This window comes from Sphingomonas sp. A2-49 (assembly GCF_025548555.1).
Classification (GTDB): Bacteria; Pseudomonadota; Alphaproteobacteria; order Sphingomonadales; family Sphingomonadaceae; genus Sphingomonas.
In genome coordinates this window covers 34,199-53,343 of record NZ_JAJLPA010000025.1, presented here as the reverse complement: position 1 = coordinate 53,343, position 19,145 = coordinate 34,199, and the positions used below count along the sequence as shown (strand labels likewise).

Here is a 19,145-nt window from a genome sequence, read left to right as displayed (position 1 = left end):
GGCGCGCGCCAGCACGCAGGCGACCAACGCGGTCGGCATGTCCGAGGCGCTGTCGGATCATGCGAAATCGATCGAATCGATCCTGGGCCTGATCCGCGACATCGCCGGCCAGACCAATTTGCTCGCCCTGAACGCGACGATCGAGGCGGCGCGCGCCGGCGATGCCGGCCGCGGCTTCGCGGTGGTCGCGCAGGAGGTGAAGAGCCTCGCCAACCAGACCGCGCGCGCGACCGACGACATCGCCGCCAAGATCGCCTCGATCCAGTCGGCGACGCGATCGACGGTCGAAACCAATGCCAGTATCAAGACCACGGTCACCGAGGTGCAGGAATCCGCCGATCGCATCCGCTATGCGATGGAGGCGCAGGCACAGACGGTGACCGCGATCACCGCGGCGGTCGACGAGACCGCGCTCGCCGCCGATTCGATGTCGGGCACGATCGCGGCGATCCGCGAGGATACCGAGGCGGTGGCCGCCGAGATCGACGGCGTCGGCCGCGGCTTCCACCAGCTCGACGATCGCCTCGACACGCTGCGCAGCCGCGCCGACGACTTCGCCCGGCACGTCGCCGCCTGAGGGCGCCGCGGCCGGCGCCGCGATTGGCGACGGCGATCCGCTGCGGTAAGGGCCGCGCGTGACGCTCTTTCCGCCCTCCACCTGCCCGCGCCTCGTCGTCAAGGTCGGCTCCGCCCTGCTCGTCGCGGCGGACGGCGATGTGCGGCGCGCGTGGCTGGCGACGCTGGTCGCCGACGTCGCCGCCCGCTGCGCTGCGGGGCAGCAGGTCGCGATCGTCTCGTCCGGCGCGATCGCGCTCGGGGCGCGGCGGCTCGGCCTCGCCCGGGGCGGTCGTGCCAGCCTGGAGGATGCGCAGGCGGCCGCCGCCACCGGACAGATCGCGCTGAGCCAGACCTGGGCGGAACTGCTCGGCGCGCACGACCTGACCGCCGCGCAGATGCTGGTGACGCTTGACGACCTCGAGGACCGCCGCCGCTACCTCAACGCCGCGGCGACGCTCGGCCGGCTGCTCGGGCTGGGCGTGGTGCCGGTCATCAACGAGAACGACAGCGTCGCGACCGAGGAGATCCGCTTCGGCGACAACGACCGGCTCGCCGCGCGCGTGGCGCAGGCGGCGGGCGCGCCCGCGGTCGTGCTGCTGTCCGACGTCGACGGTCTGTACGACGCCAATCCGCATACCAATCCCGCCGCGCGCCATATCCCGCGGGTCGAGCGCATCGACGCGGTCGCCGCGATGGCGGACGGCGGATCGGCGTCGGGCATGGGATCGGGCGGCATGGTGTCGAAGATCGCGGCGGCGCGGATCGCGACCGGCGCGGGCGCCAGCCTCGCCATCGCCAGCGGGCGGATGGACCATCCGCTGGCGGGCGAGCGGCGGCACACGCTGTTCGTTGCGGAGCGCACCGCCTCCGCGCGCAAGGCGTGGCTGTCGGGCGGCCTCACCGCCCGCGGCAGCATCCACGTCGATGCGGGCGCGGCACGGGCTCTCGCGGCGGGCGGCAGCCTGCTGGCGGCGGGTGCGACGCGGATCGATGGCGGCTTCGTGCGTGGCGACCTCGTCACGGTCGAGGGGCCGGCCGGGACGATCGCGCGCGGCCTGTCCGAATATGACGCGGGCGACGCCGCGCGCCTGCTCGGCACGCGATCCGACGAACAGGCGGCGATCCTCGGCTACGCCCCGCGCGCGGCGCTCGTCCATCGCAGCCATCTGGCGCTCCTGTGATGCCGCCCGCAGCGGCGGCGTGGGCGCGGTCGGCATGACCGTCCTCGCCATCACCGGCGCGACCGGGTTCGTCGGCGCGGTGCTGCTCGACCAGGCGCTGGCCGCCGGCCATCGCGTCCGCGCGCTCGCCCGCCGCCCGCAGCCGCCGCGCGCGGGGGTGACGTGGATCGACGGTGCGCTCGACCGGCCCGACGCGCTCGCCGCAGTGTGTGCCGGCGCCGACGCGGTCGTCCACGTCGCCGGCGTCGTCAACGCGCCCGACCGGGCCGGCTTCGTCGCCGGCAACGTCGACGGCACGCGCGCGATGCTCGCCGCGGCACGGGCGGCCGGCGTGCGCCGGTTCGTCCACGTCTCGTCCCTGTCGGCGCGCGAACCGCGGCTGTCCAACTACGGCTGGTCGAAGGCGGCGGCGGAGGCGCTGGTCGAGGCGAGCGGCCTCGACTGGAGCATCGTCCGGCCGAGCGGGGTCTATGGTCCCGGCGACATGGACATGCGCGAGCTGTTCCGCGCCGCGAAGTTCGGCATCGCGCTGCTGCCGCCGCGCGGCGCAGTGTCGCTGGTCGCGGTCGCGGACCTCGCGCGACTGCTGCTGACGCTGGCGACGCAGGCGGTCCCGCCGGCGGTGTACGAGGTCGACGACGGCCACGTCCTGACCCATGCGGCGCTGGCGCAGGCGATCGGGCGTGCGGTCGGCCGCCGCCGCGTGCTGGCGTTGCACCTGCCCCGCGCGGTGATGATGCTGGGCGCGCGGATCGACCGGATGGCGCGCGGCGCCGGCGCGCGACTCACCCCCGACCGGGTCGGCTATCTCGCGCATCCCGACTGGACCGCCCGCCCCGCGCTGCGTCCGCCCGCCGCCCTGTGGACGCCGCGGACCGCCCCGGCGGAGGGCCTTGCCGCCACCGCGCGATGGTATCGCGCCAACGGACTGCTATAGCGCCGCAACCCTGCCGCAATTGGCCGCCAATCGGATGACCATCATGACCGAACGCACCCAGATCCTCGACATCATCAAGAGCCAGATCGAACCGTTCAACAAAAAGGGCGTCGCGCTGGCCGAAGCGACCACGTTCCAGGGCGACCTGGAGTGGGACAGCCTGACCGTGATGGACTTCGTCGCGGCGATCGAGGACGAATTCGACATCATCATCACGATGAATATGCAGGCGGAGATCGAGACCGTCGGCCAGCTCGCCGACGCGGTCGCCAAGCTGAAGGGCGAGGCATGACGGAAACCGGCTTCCAGTCCGAGACGCTCGACCTCGATCCTGCGCCGGTCGTCCCCGAACGCGACCTGATGAGCAAGTTCGACGGGCTGATCGCCGAACGGCAGGCGCTGATCGACACCGGCGTCACCGATCCGTTCGCGATCGTCATGCAGCAGGTGAAATCGCCGACCGAGGCGGTGATCGCCGGCCGCGACACGATCCTGCTCGGCACCTACAATTACATGGGCATGACGTTCGATCCCGACGTCATCGCCGCCGGCCACGACGCGCTCGACCGGTTCGGATCGGGCACCAACGGCAGCCGGATGCTCAACGGCACCTTCCGCGACCATATGGAAGCCGAGGCGGCGTTGCGCGAATTCTACGGCACGACCGGCGCGATCGTCTTCTCGACCGGCTACATGGCCAACCTCGGCATGATCTCGACGCTGGTCGGCAAGGGCGAATACGTCATCCTCGACGCCGACAGCCACGCCTCGATCTACGACGGCTGCAAGCAGGGCGTCGCCGAGATCGTGCGCTTCCGCCACAACAGCGTCGAGGATCTCGACAAGCGGCTCGGTCGCCTGCCGAAGGAGGCGGGCAAGCTCGTGGTGCTGGAGGGCGTCTATTCGATGCTCGGCGACATCGCGCCGCTGCGGGAGATGGTCGCGGTCGCGAAGAAGCACGGCGCGATGGTGCTGTCGGACGAGGCGCATTCGATGGGCTTCTATGGCCCCAACGGCCGCGGCGTCTACGAGGCGCTGGGGCTGGAGGCGGACGTCGATTTCGTGGTCGGCACCTTCTCGAAGTCGGTCGGCACGGTCGGCGGCTTCTGCGTGTCGAACCATCCCAAGTTCGAGGCGATCCGCCTCGCCTGCCGCGCCTATATCTTCACCGCATCGCTGCCCCCGTCGGTGGTGGCGACCGCGGCGGCATCGATCCGCAAGCTCAGGACCGCGCACGCCAAGCGCGAACGGCTGTGGGACAATGCGCGCCACCTGCACGGCGGGCTGAAGGCGATGGGCTTCAGGCTCGGTACCGAGGCGCCGGACAGCGCCATCGTCGCGGTCATCCTGGACGACCAGGAACAGGCGGTGGCGATGTGGCAGGGGCTGCTGGAAGCGGGCGTCTACGTCAACATGGCGCGCCCGCCCGCGACGCCGGCGGGCACGTTCCTGCTGCGCTGCTCGCTGTGCGCCGAGCACAGCCGCGCGCAGCTCGACGCGGTGCTGGCGATGTTCCGGTCGGCGGGACAGGCCGTGGGCGCGATCCGCTGACCGCAGCCCTACGGTGAGCATGCTTTCCAGCGGTCGCGAAACGGCGTAGCATCGTCGCCGTGACGCGGGATGATGCCGAGACGGTCCCGGGGGGGGCTCCCGGAGGCGACGCGGCCTGGCGGATGATTACGCTGGTCGTAATGGGTCTGCTCGGCGCCGCGGTGCTCGTCGCGCTGATCGTGACGCTGGGCGAGGCGAACCGCCAGCGCGACCGGGCATTGCAGGCGCAGGCGCACAGTTACGACGTGATGATCCTCGCGCGGACGCTGTCGGGCACGATCGCGCGATCGGAGGCGTCGCTGGGCCGCTACGTCATCAGCGGCAAGGACCAGCGCGAACTCGGCCAGCTCTATTTCGACCAGTGGCGGCTCGCCGGCACGCAGATCGGCCGGCTCGAACGGCTGACCAGCGCGACAGGCGAACAGAGCGCGCGCGTCGCCCAGCTGCGCGACGCCTACATGCACCGTGGCGAGGAACTGTCGCTGACCGCGCTGAGCACCACCTACGGCAAGAACGGCCAGGCGCTCGCGCGTTATTACAAGGCACGCCAGTCGCCGACGCTGGCGGCGATCGACCTGCGGCTGGACGAGATCATATCAGGCGAGCGCGCGCTGCTCGACGCGCGGACGACGGACGCGATGCGCACGGTCGACCGGTCGAGCCGGATCGCGGGCGTGCTCGCGGTGTTCGGCGTGCTGATCGTGCTCGGCGCGCTGCTGCTCGGCTGGTTCACGCTGCAGGCGCTCGGCGAACGCGCGATCGCGCGCGCGGAGGCGGATGCCGAACGCGAGCGGGCCGAGGAGCTGTCGACCGCGGTGACGCAGGCGACCGACGAACTGCGCGTGCAGGAGGCCAAGCTGCGCCAGATCCAGAAGATGGAGGCGGTGGGCCAGCTGACGGGTGGCATCGCCCATGATTTCAACAATATGCTGGCGGTCGTGCTGGGCGGGCTGGAGCTTGCGAAGCGATCGATGCACAGCGATCCGGTGGCGACGGCGCGCCATCTCGACAATGCGGCGGAGGGCGCCAACCGGGCGGCGGCGCTGACCCGGCGGCTGCTGACCTTCAGTCGCGAGGAGGCGCTGCGGCCCGAACCGATCCCGGCGGCGCAACTGGTGTCCGGCATGTCCGAACTGCTCGACCGGACGCTGGGCGATGCGATCACCGTGACGACGCGCGACGGCGCGCAGGGCTGGCACGTCCGCGCCGACCGCGTGCAGCTGGAAAACGCGATCCTCAACCTCGCCGTCAACGCACGCGACGCGATGAACGGGCGCGGGCAGCTCGACATCGCGACCGGTGCGATCCGGCTTGCGGAGGACGACGTCGATCATTGCGCGGCGGGGGAATATGTCACGATCGCGGTGACCGACGACGGCTGCGGGATGACGCCGGACGTGGTCGAGCGCGTCTACGAACCCTTCTTCACCACCAAGGAGGCCGGCAAGGGGACCGGGCTGGGGCTGAGCCAGATCTTCGGCCTCGTCCGCCAGCTGGAGGGTGCGATCGCGATCGACACCGCGCCCGGCGACGGCACGACGGTGACGCTCTACCTGCCGCGCGATGCCAGCGTGCCGCTGCCCGCCGCTGCCCCCGTCGTCGAGATCGCGCTCGCCGACCCGGTCGGGTTGCCGTTGCAGGTGCTGGTGGTCGAGGACGATCCGCGCGTGCTCGGCGCGACGATGGGCGCGCTGGGCGAACTCGGCCACCACGGCATCGCCTGCGATCGCCCCGACAAGGCGGCGGCGCTGCTCGCCGGGCACGACGGGATCGACCTCATCATCTCGGACGTGCTGATGCCGGGGCAGACAGGGCCCGAACTGATCGCGACGCTGGGCCCGCGCTTCCCGCATATCGCGGTGCTGTTCGTCACCGGCTTCGCGGGCGAGGCGAACGCGACCGAATTCGGTGCCTATCAGGTGCTGCGCAAGCCCTTCACGCTCGCCGGGCTGGAAGCGGCGATCCGGCGGGCGATGGCGGCCGACCGCCCCGCCCCGCCGCAACAGATCGCCGCGGAGTGAGCGGGGCTTTTCTAGCTGACGTCCGCCACCCCGATGCCTATACCCGGCGCTTCCCGCCCCGGCCCGAGCCCCTTCCCGCATGACCTCCCTCGACCGCTACATGGCCCGGCTGATCGCGCTGCCGCTGTTTTCGACGCTGACGATCGCCGCCATGCTGCTGGTGCTCGACCGTATCCGCCGGCTGTTCGACTTCGTCGCCACCGAAGGCGGGCCGATCAGCGTCGTCTGGCGGATGCTCGCCAACCTGTTGCCCGAATATCTGGGCCTCGGCATTCCGATCGGGCTGTTGCTCGGCATCCTGCTCGCCTTCCGCCGGCTGGCGGCCAATTCGGAGCTCGACGTGCTGCGCGCGGTCGGCGTCAGCTATACGCGGATGCTGCGCGTGCCGTTCATGTACGCGATCGTGCTCGCCGCGCTCAACATCGCGATCGTCGGCTTCGTCCAGCCCAAGGCGCGCTATTATTACGAGCAGCTGCGCTTCGAGCTGCGCACCGGCGCGCTCGGCGCCTCGATCAAGGTCGGCGAATTCACCCATTTCGGCGACCGCATGACGCTGCGCATCGAGCAGAGCCACGACAAGGGCCGCAAGCTCGACGGCATCTTCGTCTATTACAACGACAAGGGCACGAGCTATTCGGTCACCGCGCAGTCGGGGCAGTTCCTCGCGACGGACGATCCCAACACGATCATATTCCGCCTGACCAAGGGCACATTGGTGCACAAGGCGCCCAATTTCACCGTGCCCCGGGTGCTGACCTTCACCTCGCACGATCTGCCCATTCCCCTGCCCCGCTACGAGAATTTCCGGCAGCGCGGGGGCCGCAACCTCGAATTCACGCTGCCCGAACTGGCGAAGCTCGGCCATGCGTCGCGCAACGAGGAACAGCGCGACAGCAGCCGGTCGGAATTCCATTTCCGTCTGGTCGAGGTGGCGATGATGTTCCTGCTGCCGCTGCTCGCCGTCGCGTTGGGCGTGCCGCCCAAGCGGTCCAATTCGGGGTTCGGCGTGTTCCTCGCGATCGTGATGATCGTCGCCTATCACAAGGTCAACGAATACGCCGCGTCGATCGGCGAGCTGGGGCGGATCGATCCGGCAGTGGCGCTCTGGGTGCCGTTCTGCCTGTTCGCCGGCATCATCCTGTGGATGTACTATCAGATCGCCTACGTCCCCGGCGGCCAGCCGATCGGTGCGCTGGAGCGCGGCTTTTCCAAGATCGCGAAGCTCGTCACCCGTTACCTGCCCGGCCGCGGCCGCAAGAAGGGCGCGACCGCATGACCAGCTTCTTCCCGTCGCGGACCGTCGCGGTCTACATGGGGCGGATGTTCCTGACGCGGACGTTCGGCCTGCTCGCCGCGCTGCTGCTGATCCTCCAGACGCTCGACCTGCTGAGCGAATCCGGCGCGATCCTGGCGCACCCGGGCAATACGCAGGCGCAGGTATGGCAATATGTCGGGCTGCGCGCACCGCAGATCATCGCCTTCCTGCTGCCCTTTTCGGTGTTGCTCGGCACGATCCTGACGCTCATCACGATGAACCAGAACAGCGAGGTGATCGCGCTGAAGGCGGCGGGCCTGTCGGCGCATCAGGTGCTCGCCCCCCTGCTGGTCGCGAGCCTCGGCGTGGCGGTGGTCAGCTTCGCGTTCAACGAGCGCATCGTCACCCGCGCCACCGCGACGCTCGACCAGTGGAAGGACGTCGATTATGGCGCGCTGCCGATCGACCGGGGCGAGCGGACCAACGTCTGGGTCCGCGACGGCGACGACCTGATCGCGGTGCAGCAGGTGCGCGGCCGGGGCGAGGCGACGCGGCTCGGCAACGTCACCGTCTACGACCGGACCGGCGGCGAGCTGGTCGCGATCATTCGCGGGCCGCAGGGTCGCCACGCGGGCAACGGCTGGGCGATCGGGCCCGCCACGCGCTTCGACGTCGCGACCGGGCGGGTCGGCAACCTTGGCACGGTCACCGTCGCGCCGGGCGTCCGGCCCGACCAGTTCACGCTCGGCACGGTCAATCCCGACGGGCTCGACTTCACCGCGCTGGCCGCCGCGATCGGCGATTTGCGCGACGCGGGGCGGCCGACCAAGTCGCTCGAGGGGACGCTGTGGCACAAATTCTCCGGTCCCCTGTCGGCGGTGCTGATGCCGCTGCTGGGCGCGGTCGCGGCATTCGGCATCGCGCGCTCGGGCCATTTGTTCATCCGCGCGGTGATCGGCATGGGGCTGGGCTTCGCCTATTTCGTGGCCGACAATTTCGCGCTCGCGATGGGCAATCTGGGCGCCTATCCGCCCTTCCTCGCCGCCTGGGCGCCGTTCCTGCTGTTCCTGCTGATCGGCGAGGCGGTGCTGATCCGCACGGAGGAATGATCGCCCGTTGCGGTTTCGGTCCGAAATAGACACGTCGTTAACCATGATCCGCTAGACGTTCCGGCGAACGAGGGTAGCGGAGAGCGAAGATGGACGTGTCGATGACAGCCGCGGCGCGCGGCGCGCCGGTCACGCCGACCGGGACGACGGCACGGGCCGGCACGGATCAGGATTTCGCCAAGTCGCTCGCCGGCGCGACGACCGCGCCCGCCTCCGCCAGACGCAATACGGGACGCGTGATGCGCCCGGTACTCGTGCCCAGGGCGGTCCCGCTCGCGACGGCCGTCACCGCCAAGACCGGCCGTACCGGCATGACCGCGGCGCAGGCGCACGCCGCTTATGGCGGGGGCACGCTCGCCGACATTCTCGCCCGCATCCGCCGGGTCTGACCCGGCGCGGCGGATCAGCGCGGCGCGAAGGTGCTCCGGACGATCTTGTTCACCAGCCCCGGCAGGCCCGCATAGCTGGCGCGGTGATAGGGCGACGCCTGATCCAGCGCCGCGCTGAGGCGCCGATGCGCCTCGCCCAGCGCATGATAGGGCAGGCTCGGCAACAGGTGGTGCAGCGCGTGGTAGCGCAGGCCGACCGGCGCCCAGAGCGCCGGCAGCAGCGACGGCGGGGGAACGTTGACCGAATCGAGATATTGCGCGGTCACCGACATGGGTTCGCCGTCATTCTCCCACAGATGTGCGACCAAAGTGCGGACCTGGTTGACGACGGCGACGCCCGATCCGATCGCAAGGCCGATCAGCACCGCACGCAGCGGGAACACGCCGGTCGCGGTCAGCGCCACCACGGCGATCGCCCAGAGGCTGGCGGCGGCCTCGACCCGGTTCCACATCGTCCGCGCCTCGCCCTCCGGCGCGCGGCGGCGGAACGACGGGTTGATCGCGAGCGCCGAATAACGCTCCATCACGACCGTGCGCAGCCGGGGCGACAGCAGCGACACGGGCGCGAGGATCGCATAGCGGATCAGCAGCCCGACGGGGGCCAGCGCCGAGACCACGACGAACACCGGCAGCGTCCACGGCTTCATCAGCGCGAGCGGCAGATATTCGGGATCCTCCGACGTGCCGTAGCGCGTCTTGGCGTGGTGAAGGTTGTGCACGCCTTCGTACATGAAGCTCGGCACCAGCATCGGCACGCCGACCAGCACGTTCCACAGGCCGCGGAAGCGCGGCAGTGCGCTGTGCTTCATGTGGCTGACTTCGTGGATGAAGCTCAGCGCACGGTACAGCGCCAGCGCCGATACCAGCGCGGCGAGCACGACCCATCCCGCCCCGGTCACGCTGACCGCGACCGCGAGGGCGCCATAGCCGACCATCGAGGATGCGATCAGGTCCGCCCAATAGATGCCGGGCCGCGGCGCGATGAGATCGCGCGTCAGTTCGGCGGCCGTCCGCAGCATCGCCCTGTCGTCGGCGATCCGCTCGCGCGGCGCGCGCGCAACAACGTCTGCGGCGGGCGCGCGGGAAAGGGTCAACGAGCTGTCCATGACGTGGTCCATTGCCCCAAGATAGTGGCGGCAGCATGGCATTTACAGTCGGTGGCCGCGCAAGGTTCCGATCACAGATGACGGAATCGTCACTCGCATCGGCGGCGCGGCGTGCTAGATCGCACCGCCAAGAGGGAGGCCGAGACTTTGAGCGACCTGACGATCACGCCCGTCACCACGAAGCGCGAGCGCAAGGCGTTCGTCGACCTGCCGTTCCGGCTGTATCGCGACGATCCGAACTGGGTGCCGCCGCTGATGGGCGAGGCGCTGGGGCTCATCACGCCGGAGAAGAACGGCTGGTACAGCCATGCGAAGGTACAGCTGTTCCTGGCGCACGAGGGCGTCCGGGTGGTCGGCCGGATCTCCGCGCATATCGATACGCTGGCGCTCACCATGCCCGCCGCACAGGGCTTCGGCCCCGGCGTCGGCCAGTGGGGGCTGATGGACGCCGAGCGCGAGGACGTCTTCGTCGCGCTGCTCGGCAAGGCGGAGGACTGGCTGCGCGGCGAAGGCATGACCCGCGCGCTGGGGCCGATCTCGCAATCGATCTGGGAAGAGCCGGGACTGCTCGTCCAGGGCTTCGACCATCCCCCGACGATCATGATGGGGCACGCCAAGCCCGAATATCGCGGCTGGATCGAGCGCGCCGGTTACGAGCCGGCCAAGCAGCTGTTCACCTACGAGCTGGACATCACCAAGGAATTCCCGCCGATCGTCAAGCGGATCATCAAGTCGGGCGAAAGCAACCCGCGCATCGTCGTGCGCGAGGTCGACAAGCGCCGGTTCGAGGAAGAGGCGGCGATCATCCTGTCGATCCTCAATGACGCGTGGAGCGACAATTGGGGGTTCGTCCCCCTCACCCCGCCGGAGATCAAGGACGTCGGCGTCAAGCTGAAGCCGATCGTGTTCAACGACCTGATCCGCATTGCCGAACTCGACGGCCGGCCGGTCGCGTTCATGATAACGCTGCCCGACCTCAACGAACCGATCAAGCCGCTGGGCGGATCGCTGCTGCCGTTCGGCTGGGCCAAGCTGCTGCTGTGGCTGCGCAAGCCCAAGGTGCGAACGATGCGCGTGCCGCTGATGGGCGTGGTGAAGGAATTGCAGGCGTCGCGGATGGCGAGCCAGCTCGCCTTCATGATGATCGAATATATCCGCCGCGCGTCGGTCGAGCATTACGGCGCCAGCCGGGGCGAGATCGGGTGGATCCTGGAAGACAATCAGGGCATGCGCTCGATCGCCACGACGCTCGAGAGCGAGGTGAACAAGGTCTACACCGTCTACGGCAAGACCCTGTAGGACGGCGCACAGGCAGCCCCCGCCGTTATCCGTCGCGAGCGCAGCGGCGCTACGCTCGCGACGATCACGGCGTCAGACCGTAAAGCTTTCGCCGCAGCCGCAGGCGCCCTTGGCGTTCGGGTTGGCGAAGACGAACCCGGCGGTGAAATCGTCCTCGACCCAGTCCATCGTCGATCCGACGAGGTACAGGATCGACCCGCCGTCGACGAACAGGGTGCCGCCCGGCGTCTCGATCCGCTCGTCGAACGGCTTCGCCTCGGTCACATAGTCGACCGAATAGGCGAGGCCGGAACAGCCGCGGCGCGGGGTCGACAGCTTGACGCCGATGGCACCCGCGGGCGCGCGCGCCATCAGGTCGGCGATGCGCGCATCCGCCGACGCGGTCAGGATCAGCGGCGCGGGCCGCGGGCGCAGGGTCGTCGCCATCACAGCATCCCCAGTTCGAGCTTGGCATCGTCGGACATCTTCTGCGGATCCCAGGGCGGATCCCAGACCAGATTGACGTCGGCGAAGGCGATTCCCGGCACCGCCGCCACGCGCATCTCGACCTCCGCCGGCATCGATTCCGCAACCGGGCAATGCGGCGTGGTGAGCGTCATCATCACCGTCGCATGACCCTCGTCATTGAGCTCGACACCATAGATCAGGCCGAGATCGTAGATGTTGACCGGGATTTCCGGGTCGTAGATTTCCTTCAGCGCATCGATCACCGCCTCGTACAGCGCGCCGCCGGGCTCGCCGGGGGCATCCGTACGTGGCGCCTGCCGGAGGAAACCGGACAGATAGTCGCGCTCGCGGGGGGCCTCGCCTGCCCCATCCTCGACGCGGGCACGTGGCGGCGGGGCGACCGCCTCCACTTCCTCGACGCGAAACCGATCGCTCATCCGAAAATCCTCGCTACTCGCTCGACGCCCTTCACCAGCGCCTCGATATCCTGCGGCCCGTTATAGACCGCGAAGCTCGCCCGTGCGGTCGCATCGACGCCCAGCACGTCCATCAGCGGCTGCGCGCAATGGTGGCCGGCACGGATCGCCACCCGGCCTTCGTCCAAGATGGTGCCGACGTCGTGCGGATGCACACCCCGGACCTCGAAGCTGACGATGCCGGCGCTGTCCTCCGGCCCGAACAGGCGGACCGAATTGAGCGACGACAGCGCGGCGCGGGCGTCGCGGACCAATGCGGTCTCGTGATCGTGGATGCGCCCGACGCCGATCCCCTCGACATAGTCGATCGCGGCGGCGAGGCCGAGCGCGCCGACGATGTGCGGCGTCCCCGCCTCGAACCGGCCCGGCGGCGGGGCATAGGTCGTCTTCGCGAAGGTGACGCGGTCGATCATCGATCCGCCGCCCTGATAGGGAGGCATCTGGCCGAGCAGGTCGCCGCGGCCCCACAGCACGCCGATCCCGGTCGGCCCGTAGAGCTTGTGCCCGGAAAAGACATAGAAGTCGCACCCGATCGCGGCGACGTCGACCGGGATGCGCGGCACCGCCTGGCAACCGTCGAGCAGGATCTTCGCCCCCACGCCATGCGCCAGTTCGGTGGCACGGCGGGCGTCGAGCACCGAACCGAGGACGTTCGAGACGTGCGCGAGCGCGACCAGCCTGTGCCGCGGCGTCAGCATCGTGGCCATCGCGTCGAGGTCGATGCGATGATCCGCGGTCAGCGGCACGACATCGATCGCCGCACCGACCCGCTCCGCCGCCATCTGCCACGGCACGATGTTGCTGTGGTGCTCCAGCATCGACAGCAGGATGCGGTCGCCAGCCTCGAGCTGCGTCGCCGCCCAGCAATGCGCGACGAGATTGATGCCCTCCGTCGCGCCGCGGACGAAGACGATCTCATCGGGTGTGGTCGCGCCGATGAAGCGCGCGACCTTGGCACGCGCGGCTTCATAGGCGACCGTCATGTCGGCGGAGCGCTGGTACACGCCGCGGTGCACCGTGGCGTAGGTTTCGGCATAGCCGCGGGTGATCGCGTCGATCACCACCTGCGGCTTCTGCGCGGTCGCGGCGGTGTCGAGATACGCCCAGCCGTCCGGAATCGCGGGAAAGTCGGCGATGCGGTCGAGGGGGGATCCGGTGGTGGTCATGCGCTGGCCTGCGAAGGGCGGGGGTGTACGATGCGCGCGCCGTCGCCATCCTCCCCGGCACGGGGAGGGGGACCAGCGACGCTGGTGGAGGGGGACCGCCGCGAACGATGCCGTGGGTGGAGCCCACCCTCCACCACGTCGCTACGCGTCGCGGTTCCCCTCCCGGCGCCGGGGAGGATGGCGGTCGCTACCGTCACAATGCCTGCTCCAGCCATGCGTCCGCGTCCGCGACGAACGCGGCGCGTACCGTCTCGTCGGCGATGCGATCGAGCGCGTCCGCCACGAAGGCGCGCGTCAGCAGCGCCTTGGCGCGCGCCGCAGGGATGCCGCGGCTCTGCATGTAGAACAGCGCGCGCGCGTCGAGTTCGCCGATCGTCGCGCCGTGCGCGCACTTCACGTCGTCGGCGAAGATTTCCAGCTCGGGCTTCAGGTTCACCGTCGCGGTGCGTTGCAGAAGCAGGCCGCGCAGGCTCTGTTCGCCGTCGGTCTTCTGCGCGTCGCGCGCGACCTCGACCGCGGCGGCGAGGCTGGCGGTCGAGCGGTCGGCGGCGACCGCGCGCCACAATTGGTGCGACTGGCCGTTGGGCGCCGCATGCCGGACGCGCACCGCGCATTCCTGCCGCTGGTCGTCGCGGGTCAGCAGCGCGCCGCCGAGTTCCGCATAGGCGCCGTCGCCGTTGAGCGTCAGCGCCGCATCGAGCCGCGTGCCCGCGCCGGTGGCGCCGAGCGCGACGCTGACGAAGCTGGCGGCCTCGGCGATCGCGACCTCGTCGCGGGTCGAGACGAAGCCGGCGTCCTGGACGATGCGGACGGCGCGCATGACGCGCGCCCCCCTGCCGAGGTCGAACCGGGTGAGCGTGTTGCTCCAGCCGGCGCCGGTGAAGCTTTCGACCAGCGTCAGGACGGCATCCTCGCCGAGGGTGATCGTCAGGGGCGCATGACAGTCGCCGCCGGTGCTGGCGCGGAGGATCTCGATCGTCGTGATGCTCCGCCCGGCGAGCGTGATCGCGTGGCCCTCCCCCGCCGCATGGCGGCCGAGCGGGTGGTCGCTGGCCAGCGTCGTCGATGCGATCGGGAGGCCCGTCGGCTCATCGACCAGAACACCGTCCGCAAAAACCAGCCGGATGGCATCGGCGAGGATCGGTTCGGGGATCGGCGCGGTCGTCGCGGGCAGCGCGCGTGCGGCTTCGAGCGCGGGCATGTCGGCCCAGCGGAACGCCTCGTCGCGGGTGGTCGGCAGGTCGAGGACGTCGGTCATGCGGCGGGGCTCTGATGGGTTTCACGCGAAGACGCGAAGGCGCGAAGGGAAGGACATTTCTGTTCACGCGGAGGCGCGGAGGCGCGGAGAAGAAGCAGAGAGGGGATGGAGCCTGCGGCGCTTTCCGCGGGCGCGCGCGTCAGCGCATCGACATCATGGGCGACGATCCGCGGGAGCATCGTCCGCGCGACGCTCCCTCCGCGCCTCCGCGCCTCCGCGCGAACCAAAACAACGGCGCGACGACGCGAGCCAAACGCCCCGCGCGCACCCTCATCGCGCCTTCGCGCCTTCGCGTGAACCGGGATCACGCCGCCACCCCCGCATAGCCCTCGCGCTCCAGCGCGTGCGCCAGTTCGGCGCCGCCGGACCGGACGATGCGGCCGTCCGCCAAGACATGGACGAAGTCGGGCTGCACGTAATCGAGCAGGCGCTGGTAATGCGTGATGAGCAGCACCGCCTTGTCGGGTGCGCGCATGATCCGGTTGATGCCGTCGCCGACGATGCGAAGCGCGTCGATGTCGAGCCCGCTGTCGGTTTCGTCGAGGATCGCGAACCTGGGGTCGACGACGCCCATCTGCACCATCTCGTTGCGCTTCTTTTCGCCGCCGGAAAAGCCGACGTTGACGGGGCGCTTGAGCATCTCGGCATCCATGTCGAGCTTGCGTGCCTCCTCGCGGGCGAGCTTCAGGAACTCCGCCCCGGACAGCGGCTTTTCGTCGCGCGTCGCGCGCTGGGCGTTGAGCGCCTCGCGCAGGAACTGGACGTTGCTGACGCCGGGAATCTCGACCGGATACTGAAAGCCGAGGAACACGCCCGCCGCGGCGCGCTCGTTGGGAGCGAGTTCCAGCAGATCCCGCCCGTCGAACGTCACGGAGCCTTCGGTCACCTCGTAGCCGGGACGACCGCCGAGCACGTAGCCGAGCGTCGACTTGCCCGCGCCGTTCGGCCCCATGATCGCATGGATCTCGCCCGCGTTGACGGTGAGCGAGAGGCCCTTGAGGATCGGCTTGCCGTCGATCTCGGCGTGGAGGTTTTCAATCTTGAGCATCATTCTTCCTTTTAGCCCCTCCCCATCAGAAGAGGGGTTTGGGGGATGAGGCGTGTCTCACCAAGATCACCGGCCGCATCCCCCACCACGACCCCTCCCCTGTAGGGAGGGGCTCGACAATCACCCGACGCTGCCCTCCAGCGAAATCCCGAGCAGCTTCTGCGCCTCGACCGCGAATTCCATCGGCAGCTGCTTCAGCACCTCGCGGGCGAAGCCGTTGACGATCAGCGCGACGGCCGCCTCCTGATCGAGCCCGCGCGACATCGCGTAGAACAACTGGTCCTCGCTGATCTTCGACGTCGTCGCCTCGTGCTCGATCTGCGCGCTGGGGTTCTTCACCTCGATATAGGGCACGGTATGCGCGCCGCACTGGTCGCCCAGGAGCAGGCTGTCGCATTGCGTGAAGTTGCGGACGTTCTCCGCGCTCGGGCCGACGCGGACGAGGCCACGGTAGGTGTTGTCGGAGCGGCCGGCGCTGATCCCCTTGGACACGATCGTCGAGCGCGAGCCCTTGCCGAGGTGGATCATCTTGGTGCCGGTATCCGCCTGCTGGCGATTGTTGGTCACCGCGACCGAATAGAATTCGCCGACGCTGTTCTCGCCCGCGAGCACGCAGGACGGGTATTTCCAGGTGATCGCGCTGCCGGTTTCGACCTGCGTCCACGACACCTTGCTGTTCTTGCCCTGGCACAGCGCGCGCTTGGTGACGAAATTGTAGATGCCGCCCTTGCCGTTCTCGTCGCCCGGATACCAGTTCTGGACCGTGCTGTACTTGATCTCGGCATCGTCCATCGCGACCAGTTCCACCACCGCGGCGTGGAGCTGGTTCTCGTCGCGCATCGGCGCGGTGCAGCCTTCGAGGTAGCTGACGTAGCTGCCCTTGTCGGCGACGATCAGCGTCCGTTCGAACTGGCCGGTGTTCTCCGCGTTGATGCGGAAATAGGTCGACAGCTCCATCGGGCAGCGCACGCCCTCCGGAATGTAGACGAACGTGCCATCCGAGAAGACCGCACTGTTCAGCGTCGCAAAGTAATTGTCGCGCTGCGGCACGACCTTGCCCAGCCACTTGCGGACGAGGTCGGGATATTCCTTGATCGCCTCGCTGATCGAGCGGAAGATGACGCCCGCGGCCTCCAGCTCCTTGCGGAACGTGGTGGCGACGCTGACGCTGTCGAACACCGCATCCACCGCGACGCGGCGCTTCGGATTGCCCTCCGCATCGAGGTCCTCGACCCCGGCCAGCATCTTCTGCTCGGCGATCGGGATGCCGAGCTTTTCGTAGACGCGCAGGATCTCCGGATCGACCTCGTCCAGCGACCCGAGCTTGGGCTTCGCCTTGGGCTCGGCGTAATAATAGGCGTCCTGATAGTCGATCGGCGGCACTTTGAGCTTGGCCCAGTCCGGCGCCTCCATCGTCTGCCACAGGCGGAACGCCTTCAGCCGCCAGTCGAGCATCCATGCGGGCTCGCCCTTCTTGGCGCTGATGTAGCGGACGGTATCCTCGTTCAGGCCCTTCGGGGCGAAGTCCTGTTCGATGTCGGACGAGAAGCCCCATTCGTAGGTCTTCGAGACGGCCGCATAGGCTTCGGCGTTCTTCGTGGCCATGGTTACACCTGTTCGGGGACGCGCGCCGGAGCGGCTGGCGCGCGGGAGAGATGGGCGAGGCTGACGCCGGCAAGCGCACCGCGGACGGCCTCGTTGACGACGCCCCAGTGCGGGCGGACCTGGCAATTGCCCTCGAGCCCGCAATCGTGACGACTGCCCTCGACGCAGGACGTCATCTGGATCGGGCCTTCCACCGCCTCGACGATGTCGGCGAGGCTGATCGCGGAGGGTGGGCGCGACAGGCGGAAGCCGCCGCCGGTCCCGCGCGTGCTCTCGATCAATCCGGCCGCGGACAGCCGGCTGACGAGCTTCTGCGCGGTCGGCAGCGGCACGCCGGTTTCGTCGGCGAGCAGCGTCGCGTTCAGTCGCGCCGCACCGCCGCAATGGCGCGCGGCGGCGGACATCATCACGACCGCATAATCGGCTAGGCTGCTGAGGCGCATCGGCTCCGACGTGGTTGTTGCGAAACGTTCGCAAATCGGATCAATTCGATCCGATTGCCAGATAAGCCTTTGTGCGCTGCGGTCAAGGTGGCGGGAGGGCGCGCGTGACCCATAACCGTCATCCCCGCGCAGGCGGGGATCCATGCACGCTGACGGCGCGCCTCCCATCCGGGACCCGCGCATATGGATTCCTGCCTTCGCGGGAATGACGCAGAGGGCAAGCCTACAGCCTTTGCTTTGCCGCCGGACGATGCGATGGGCGCGCGCATGTCCTTTCCGCTGCGCCCGCTGCTCTTCGCGTTCGATGCCGAGCGTGCCCATGCCCTGACCCTTCGGGCACTCGCGATCCGGGGCAGGCTTCCCTATCCCGCCACGAAGGCCAACCCGCGGCTCGCCACGCGGATCGGCGCGCTGACCTTCACCAATCCGATCGGCGTCGCGGCGGGGCTGGACAAGGACGGGGTGGCGATCGCGGGGCTGTTCGGGCTGGGTTTCGGCGCGGTCGAGATCGGCACGCTGACGCCGCTGCCACAGGCCGGCAACCCCCGCCCCCGCCTGTTCCGGCTCGTCGCGGATCACGCCGTCGTCAACCGCATGGGGTTCAACAACAGCGGGCTGGAGGCGGGGCTGGCGCGCGTGCGCGCGGCCGACCGGCGCGGCGGGCGGCTCGGCATCAACGTCGGCGCGAACAAGGATGCGGCCGATCGCATCGCCGATTACGTCGCGGGCGTCACGGCCGCCGCACCGCTCGCCGACTATGTCACGATCAACATTTCCTCGCCCAACACGCCGGGCCTGCGCGACCTGCAGCATGGGCAGGCGCTCGCCGACCTGCTCGCCGCCTGCACCGCGGCGCGGGGCACGACACCGTTGTTCCTGAAGATCGCGCCCGACCTCGACGCCGGGGCGATCGACGGCATCGTGCGCGCGGCGATCGACAACCGGATCGACGCGATCGTCATGGGCAACACCACCGTGTCGCGTCCGGCGCTGCGTTCGCCGCACGCGGACCAGACCGGTGGGCTGTCGGGCGCGCCGCTCGCCGCGCTGGCGCGTCAGCGGCTCGACGACGTGCGCCGCGCCGGCGGCGGCCGCATCGCGCTGATCGCCGCGGGCGGCATCGACAGCGGCGCGGAGGCCTATGCCCGCATCCGCGCGGGCGCGCGCCTCGTCCAGCTCTATTCGGCGCTGGTGTTCGAGGGGCCCGCCCTGCCGCGCCGCATCCTCGCCGACCTCGATGCCTGCCTGGTGCGCGACGGCTTCGCCGACGTCGCCGCCGCCAGCGCGGCGTAACGG

19 protein-coding genes are annotated in these 19,145 nt (G+C 69.5%); 11 read left to right on the top strand and 8 right to left on the bottom strand.

Features of this window, described 5'->3' with window-relative positions; translation table 11 throughout:
• The 9 genes from LPN01_RS16170 to LPN01_RS16130 all read left to right on the top strand — a co-directional run.
• Nucleotides 1–577, top strand: a 577-nt coding sequence (locus tag LPN01_RS16170) for a methyl-accepting chemotaxis protein (RefSeq protein ID WP_262829449.1), incomplete at its 5' end; no start/stop codon positions are given.
• Nucleotides 578–635: 58 nt separating this feature from the next.
• Nucleotides 636–1,739 carry a glutamate 5-kinase gene (gene proB, locus LPN01_RS16165; protein ID WP_262829448.1) on the top strand — a complete coding sequence of 368 codons (1,104 nt, stop codon included), beginning with the start codon at nt 636–638 and terminating at the stop codon, nt 1,737–1,739.
• Between the two features lie 34 nt (nt 1,740–1,773).
• Nucleotides 1,774–2,676, top strand: coding sequence for an NAD-dependent epimerase/dehydratase family protein (locus tag LPN01_RS16160; RefSeq protein WP_262829447.1), 903 nt, complete (start codon nt 1,774–1,776; stop codon nt 2,674–2,676).
• Between the two features lie 43 nt (nt 2,677–2,719).
• Entirely contained in the window at nt 2,720–2,968 is a 249-nt protein-coding gene (locus tag LPN01_RS16155; RefSeq protein ID WP_262829446.1) for an acyl carrier protein, read from the top strand.
• Nucleotides 2,965–4,227 carry a serine palmitoyltransferase gene (gene spt, locus LPN01_RS16150; RefSeq protein WP_262829445.1) on the top strand — a complete coding sequence of 421 codons (1,263 nt, stop codon included), beginning with the start codon at nt 2,965–2,967 and terminating at the stop codon, nt 4,225–4,227. Before LPN01_RS16155 ends, spt begins: the two co-directional genes overlap by 4 nt.
• A 122-nt stretch (nt 4,228–4,349) precedes the next feature.
• Nucleotides 4,350–6,248 (top strand): ATP-binding protein, encoded by a 1,899-nt coding sequence (locus LPN01_RS16145; protein ID WP_262829444.1) that lies wholly within the window; start codon nt 4,350–4,352, stop codon nt 6,246–6,248.
• Nucleotides 6,249–6,327: 79 nt separating this feature from the next.
• The gene (gene lptF / locus LPN01_RS16140) at nt 6,328–7,524 is read left to right on the top strand and encodes an LPS export ABC transporter permease LptF (protein WP_262829443.1); all 1,197 of its coding nucleotides are present in this window, start codon (nt 6,328–6,330) and stop codon (nt 7,522–7,524) included.
• Nucleotides 7,521–8,612, top strand: a complete 1,092-nt coding sequence (gene lptG, locus LPN01_RS16135) for an LPS export ABC transporter permease LptG (protein ID WP_262829442.1) — start codon at nt 7,521–7,523, stop codon at nt 8,610–8,612. The genes lptF and lptG overlap by 4 nt, the downstream gene beginning before the upstream one ends.
• A gap of 101 nt (nt 8,613–8,713) precedes the next feature.
• Nucleotides 8,714–9,001 carry a hypothetical protein gene (locus LPN01_RS16130; RefSeq protein WP_262829441.1) on the top strand — a complete coding sequence of 96 codons (288 nt, stop codon included), beginning with the start codon at nt 8,714–8,716 and terminating at the stop codon, nt 8,999–9,001.
• 14 nt (nt 9,002–9,015) lie between these two features.
• Here the strand turns inward: LPN01_RS16130 and LPN01_RS16125 are convergent, their stop codons facing one another.
• Nucleotides 9,016–10,107, bottom strand: coding sequence for a fatty acid desaturase family protein (locus LPN01_RS16125; protein ID WP_262829440.1), 1,092 nt, complete (start codon nt 10,105–10,107; stop codon nt 9,016–9,018).
• Between the two features lie 147 nt (nt 10,108–10,254).
• On the opposite strand from LPN01_RS16125, the gene LPN01_RS16120 reads away from it, so the two are divergent.
• Nucleotides 10,255–11,406, top strand: a complete 1,152-nt coding sequence (locus LPN01_RS16120; protein ID WP_262829439.1) for an N-acetyltransferase — start codon at nt 10,255–10,257, stop codon at nt 11,404–11,406.
• A 72-nt stretch (nt 11,407–11,478) separates the two neighbouring features.
• On the opposite strand, the gene LPN01_RS16115 is transcribed toward LPN01_RS16120, so the two are convergent.
• From LPN01_RS16115 to LPN01_RS16085, 7 genes are all read right to left on the bottom strand, one after another.
• Nucleotides 11,479–11,832, bottom strand: coding sequence for a HesB/IscA family protein (locus LPN01_RS16115; RefSeq protein WP_262829438.1), 354 nt, complete (start codon nt 11,830–11,832; stop codon nt 11,479–11,481).
• Nucleotides 11,832–12,290: an SUF system Fe-S cluster assembly protein gene (locus LPN01_RS16110; RefSeq protein WP_262829437.1), complete on the bottom strand. Its 459-nt coding sequence runs from the start codon at nt 12,288–12,290 to the stop codon at nt 11,832–11,834. The genes LPN01_RS16115 and LPN01_RS16110 overlap by 1 nt, the downstream gene beginning before the upstream one ends.
• Nucleotides 12,287–13,495, bottom strand: coding sequence for an aminotransferase class V-fold PLP-dependent enzyme (locus LPN01_RS16105; RefSeq protein ID WP_262829436.1), 1,209 nt, complete (start codon nt 13,493–13,495; stop codon nt 12,287–12,289). Before LPN01_RS16105 ends, LPN01_RS16110 begins: the two co-directional genes overlap by 4 nt.
• Before the next feature lie 193 nt (nt 13,496–13,688).
• Nucleotides 13,689–14,753, bottom strand: a complete 1,065-nt coding sequence (locus LPN01_RS16100; RefSeq protein WP_262829435.1) for a SufB/SufD family protein — start codon at nt 14,751–14,753, stop codon at nt 13,689–13,691.
• Nucleotides 14,754–15,057: 304 nt separating this feature from the next.
• Nucleotides 15,058–15,801: a Fe-S cluster assembly ATPase SufC gene (gene sufC, locus LPN01_RS16095; RefSeq protein ID WP_262829451.1), complete on the bottom strand. Its 744-nt coding sequence runs from the start codon at nt 15,799–15,801 to the stop codon at nt 15,058–15,060.
• 120 nt (nt 15,802–15,921) lie between these two features.
• Nucleotides 15,922–17,406 (bottom strand): Fe-S cluster assembly protein SufB, encoded by a 1,485-nt coding sequence (gene sufB / locus LPN01_RS16090; protein ID WP_262829434.1) that lies wholly within the window; start codon nt 17,404–17,406, stop codon nt 15,922–15,924.
• 2 nt (nt 17,407–17,408) lie between these two features.
• Nucleotides 17,409–17,849, bottom strand: a complete 441-nt coding sequence (locus LPN01_RS16085) for an SUF system Fe-S cluster assembly regulator (RefSeq protein WP_262829433.1) — start codon at nt 17,847–17,849, stop codon at nt 17,409–17,411.
• Nucleotides 17,850–18,116: 267 nt separating this feature from the next.
• Between LPN01_RS16085 and LPN01_RS16080 the strand changes: the two genes are divergently transcribed.
• Nucleotides 18,117–19,142, top strand: a complete 1,026-nt coding sequence (locus tag LPN01_RS16080; protein ID WP_262829432.1) for a quinone-dependent dihydroorotate dehydrogenase — start codon at nt 18,117–18,119, stop codon at nt 19,140–19,142.
• Nucleotides 19,143–19,145 lie beyond the last annotated feature (3 nt).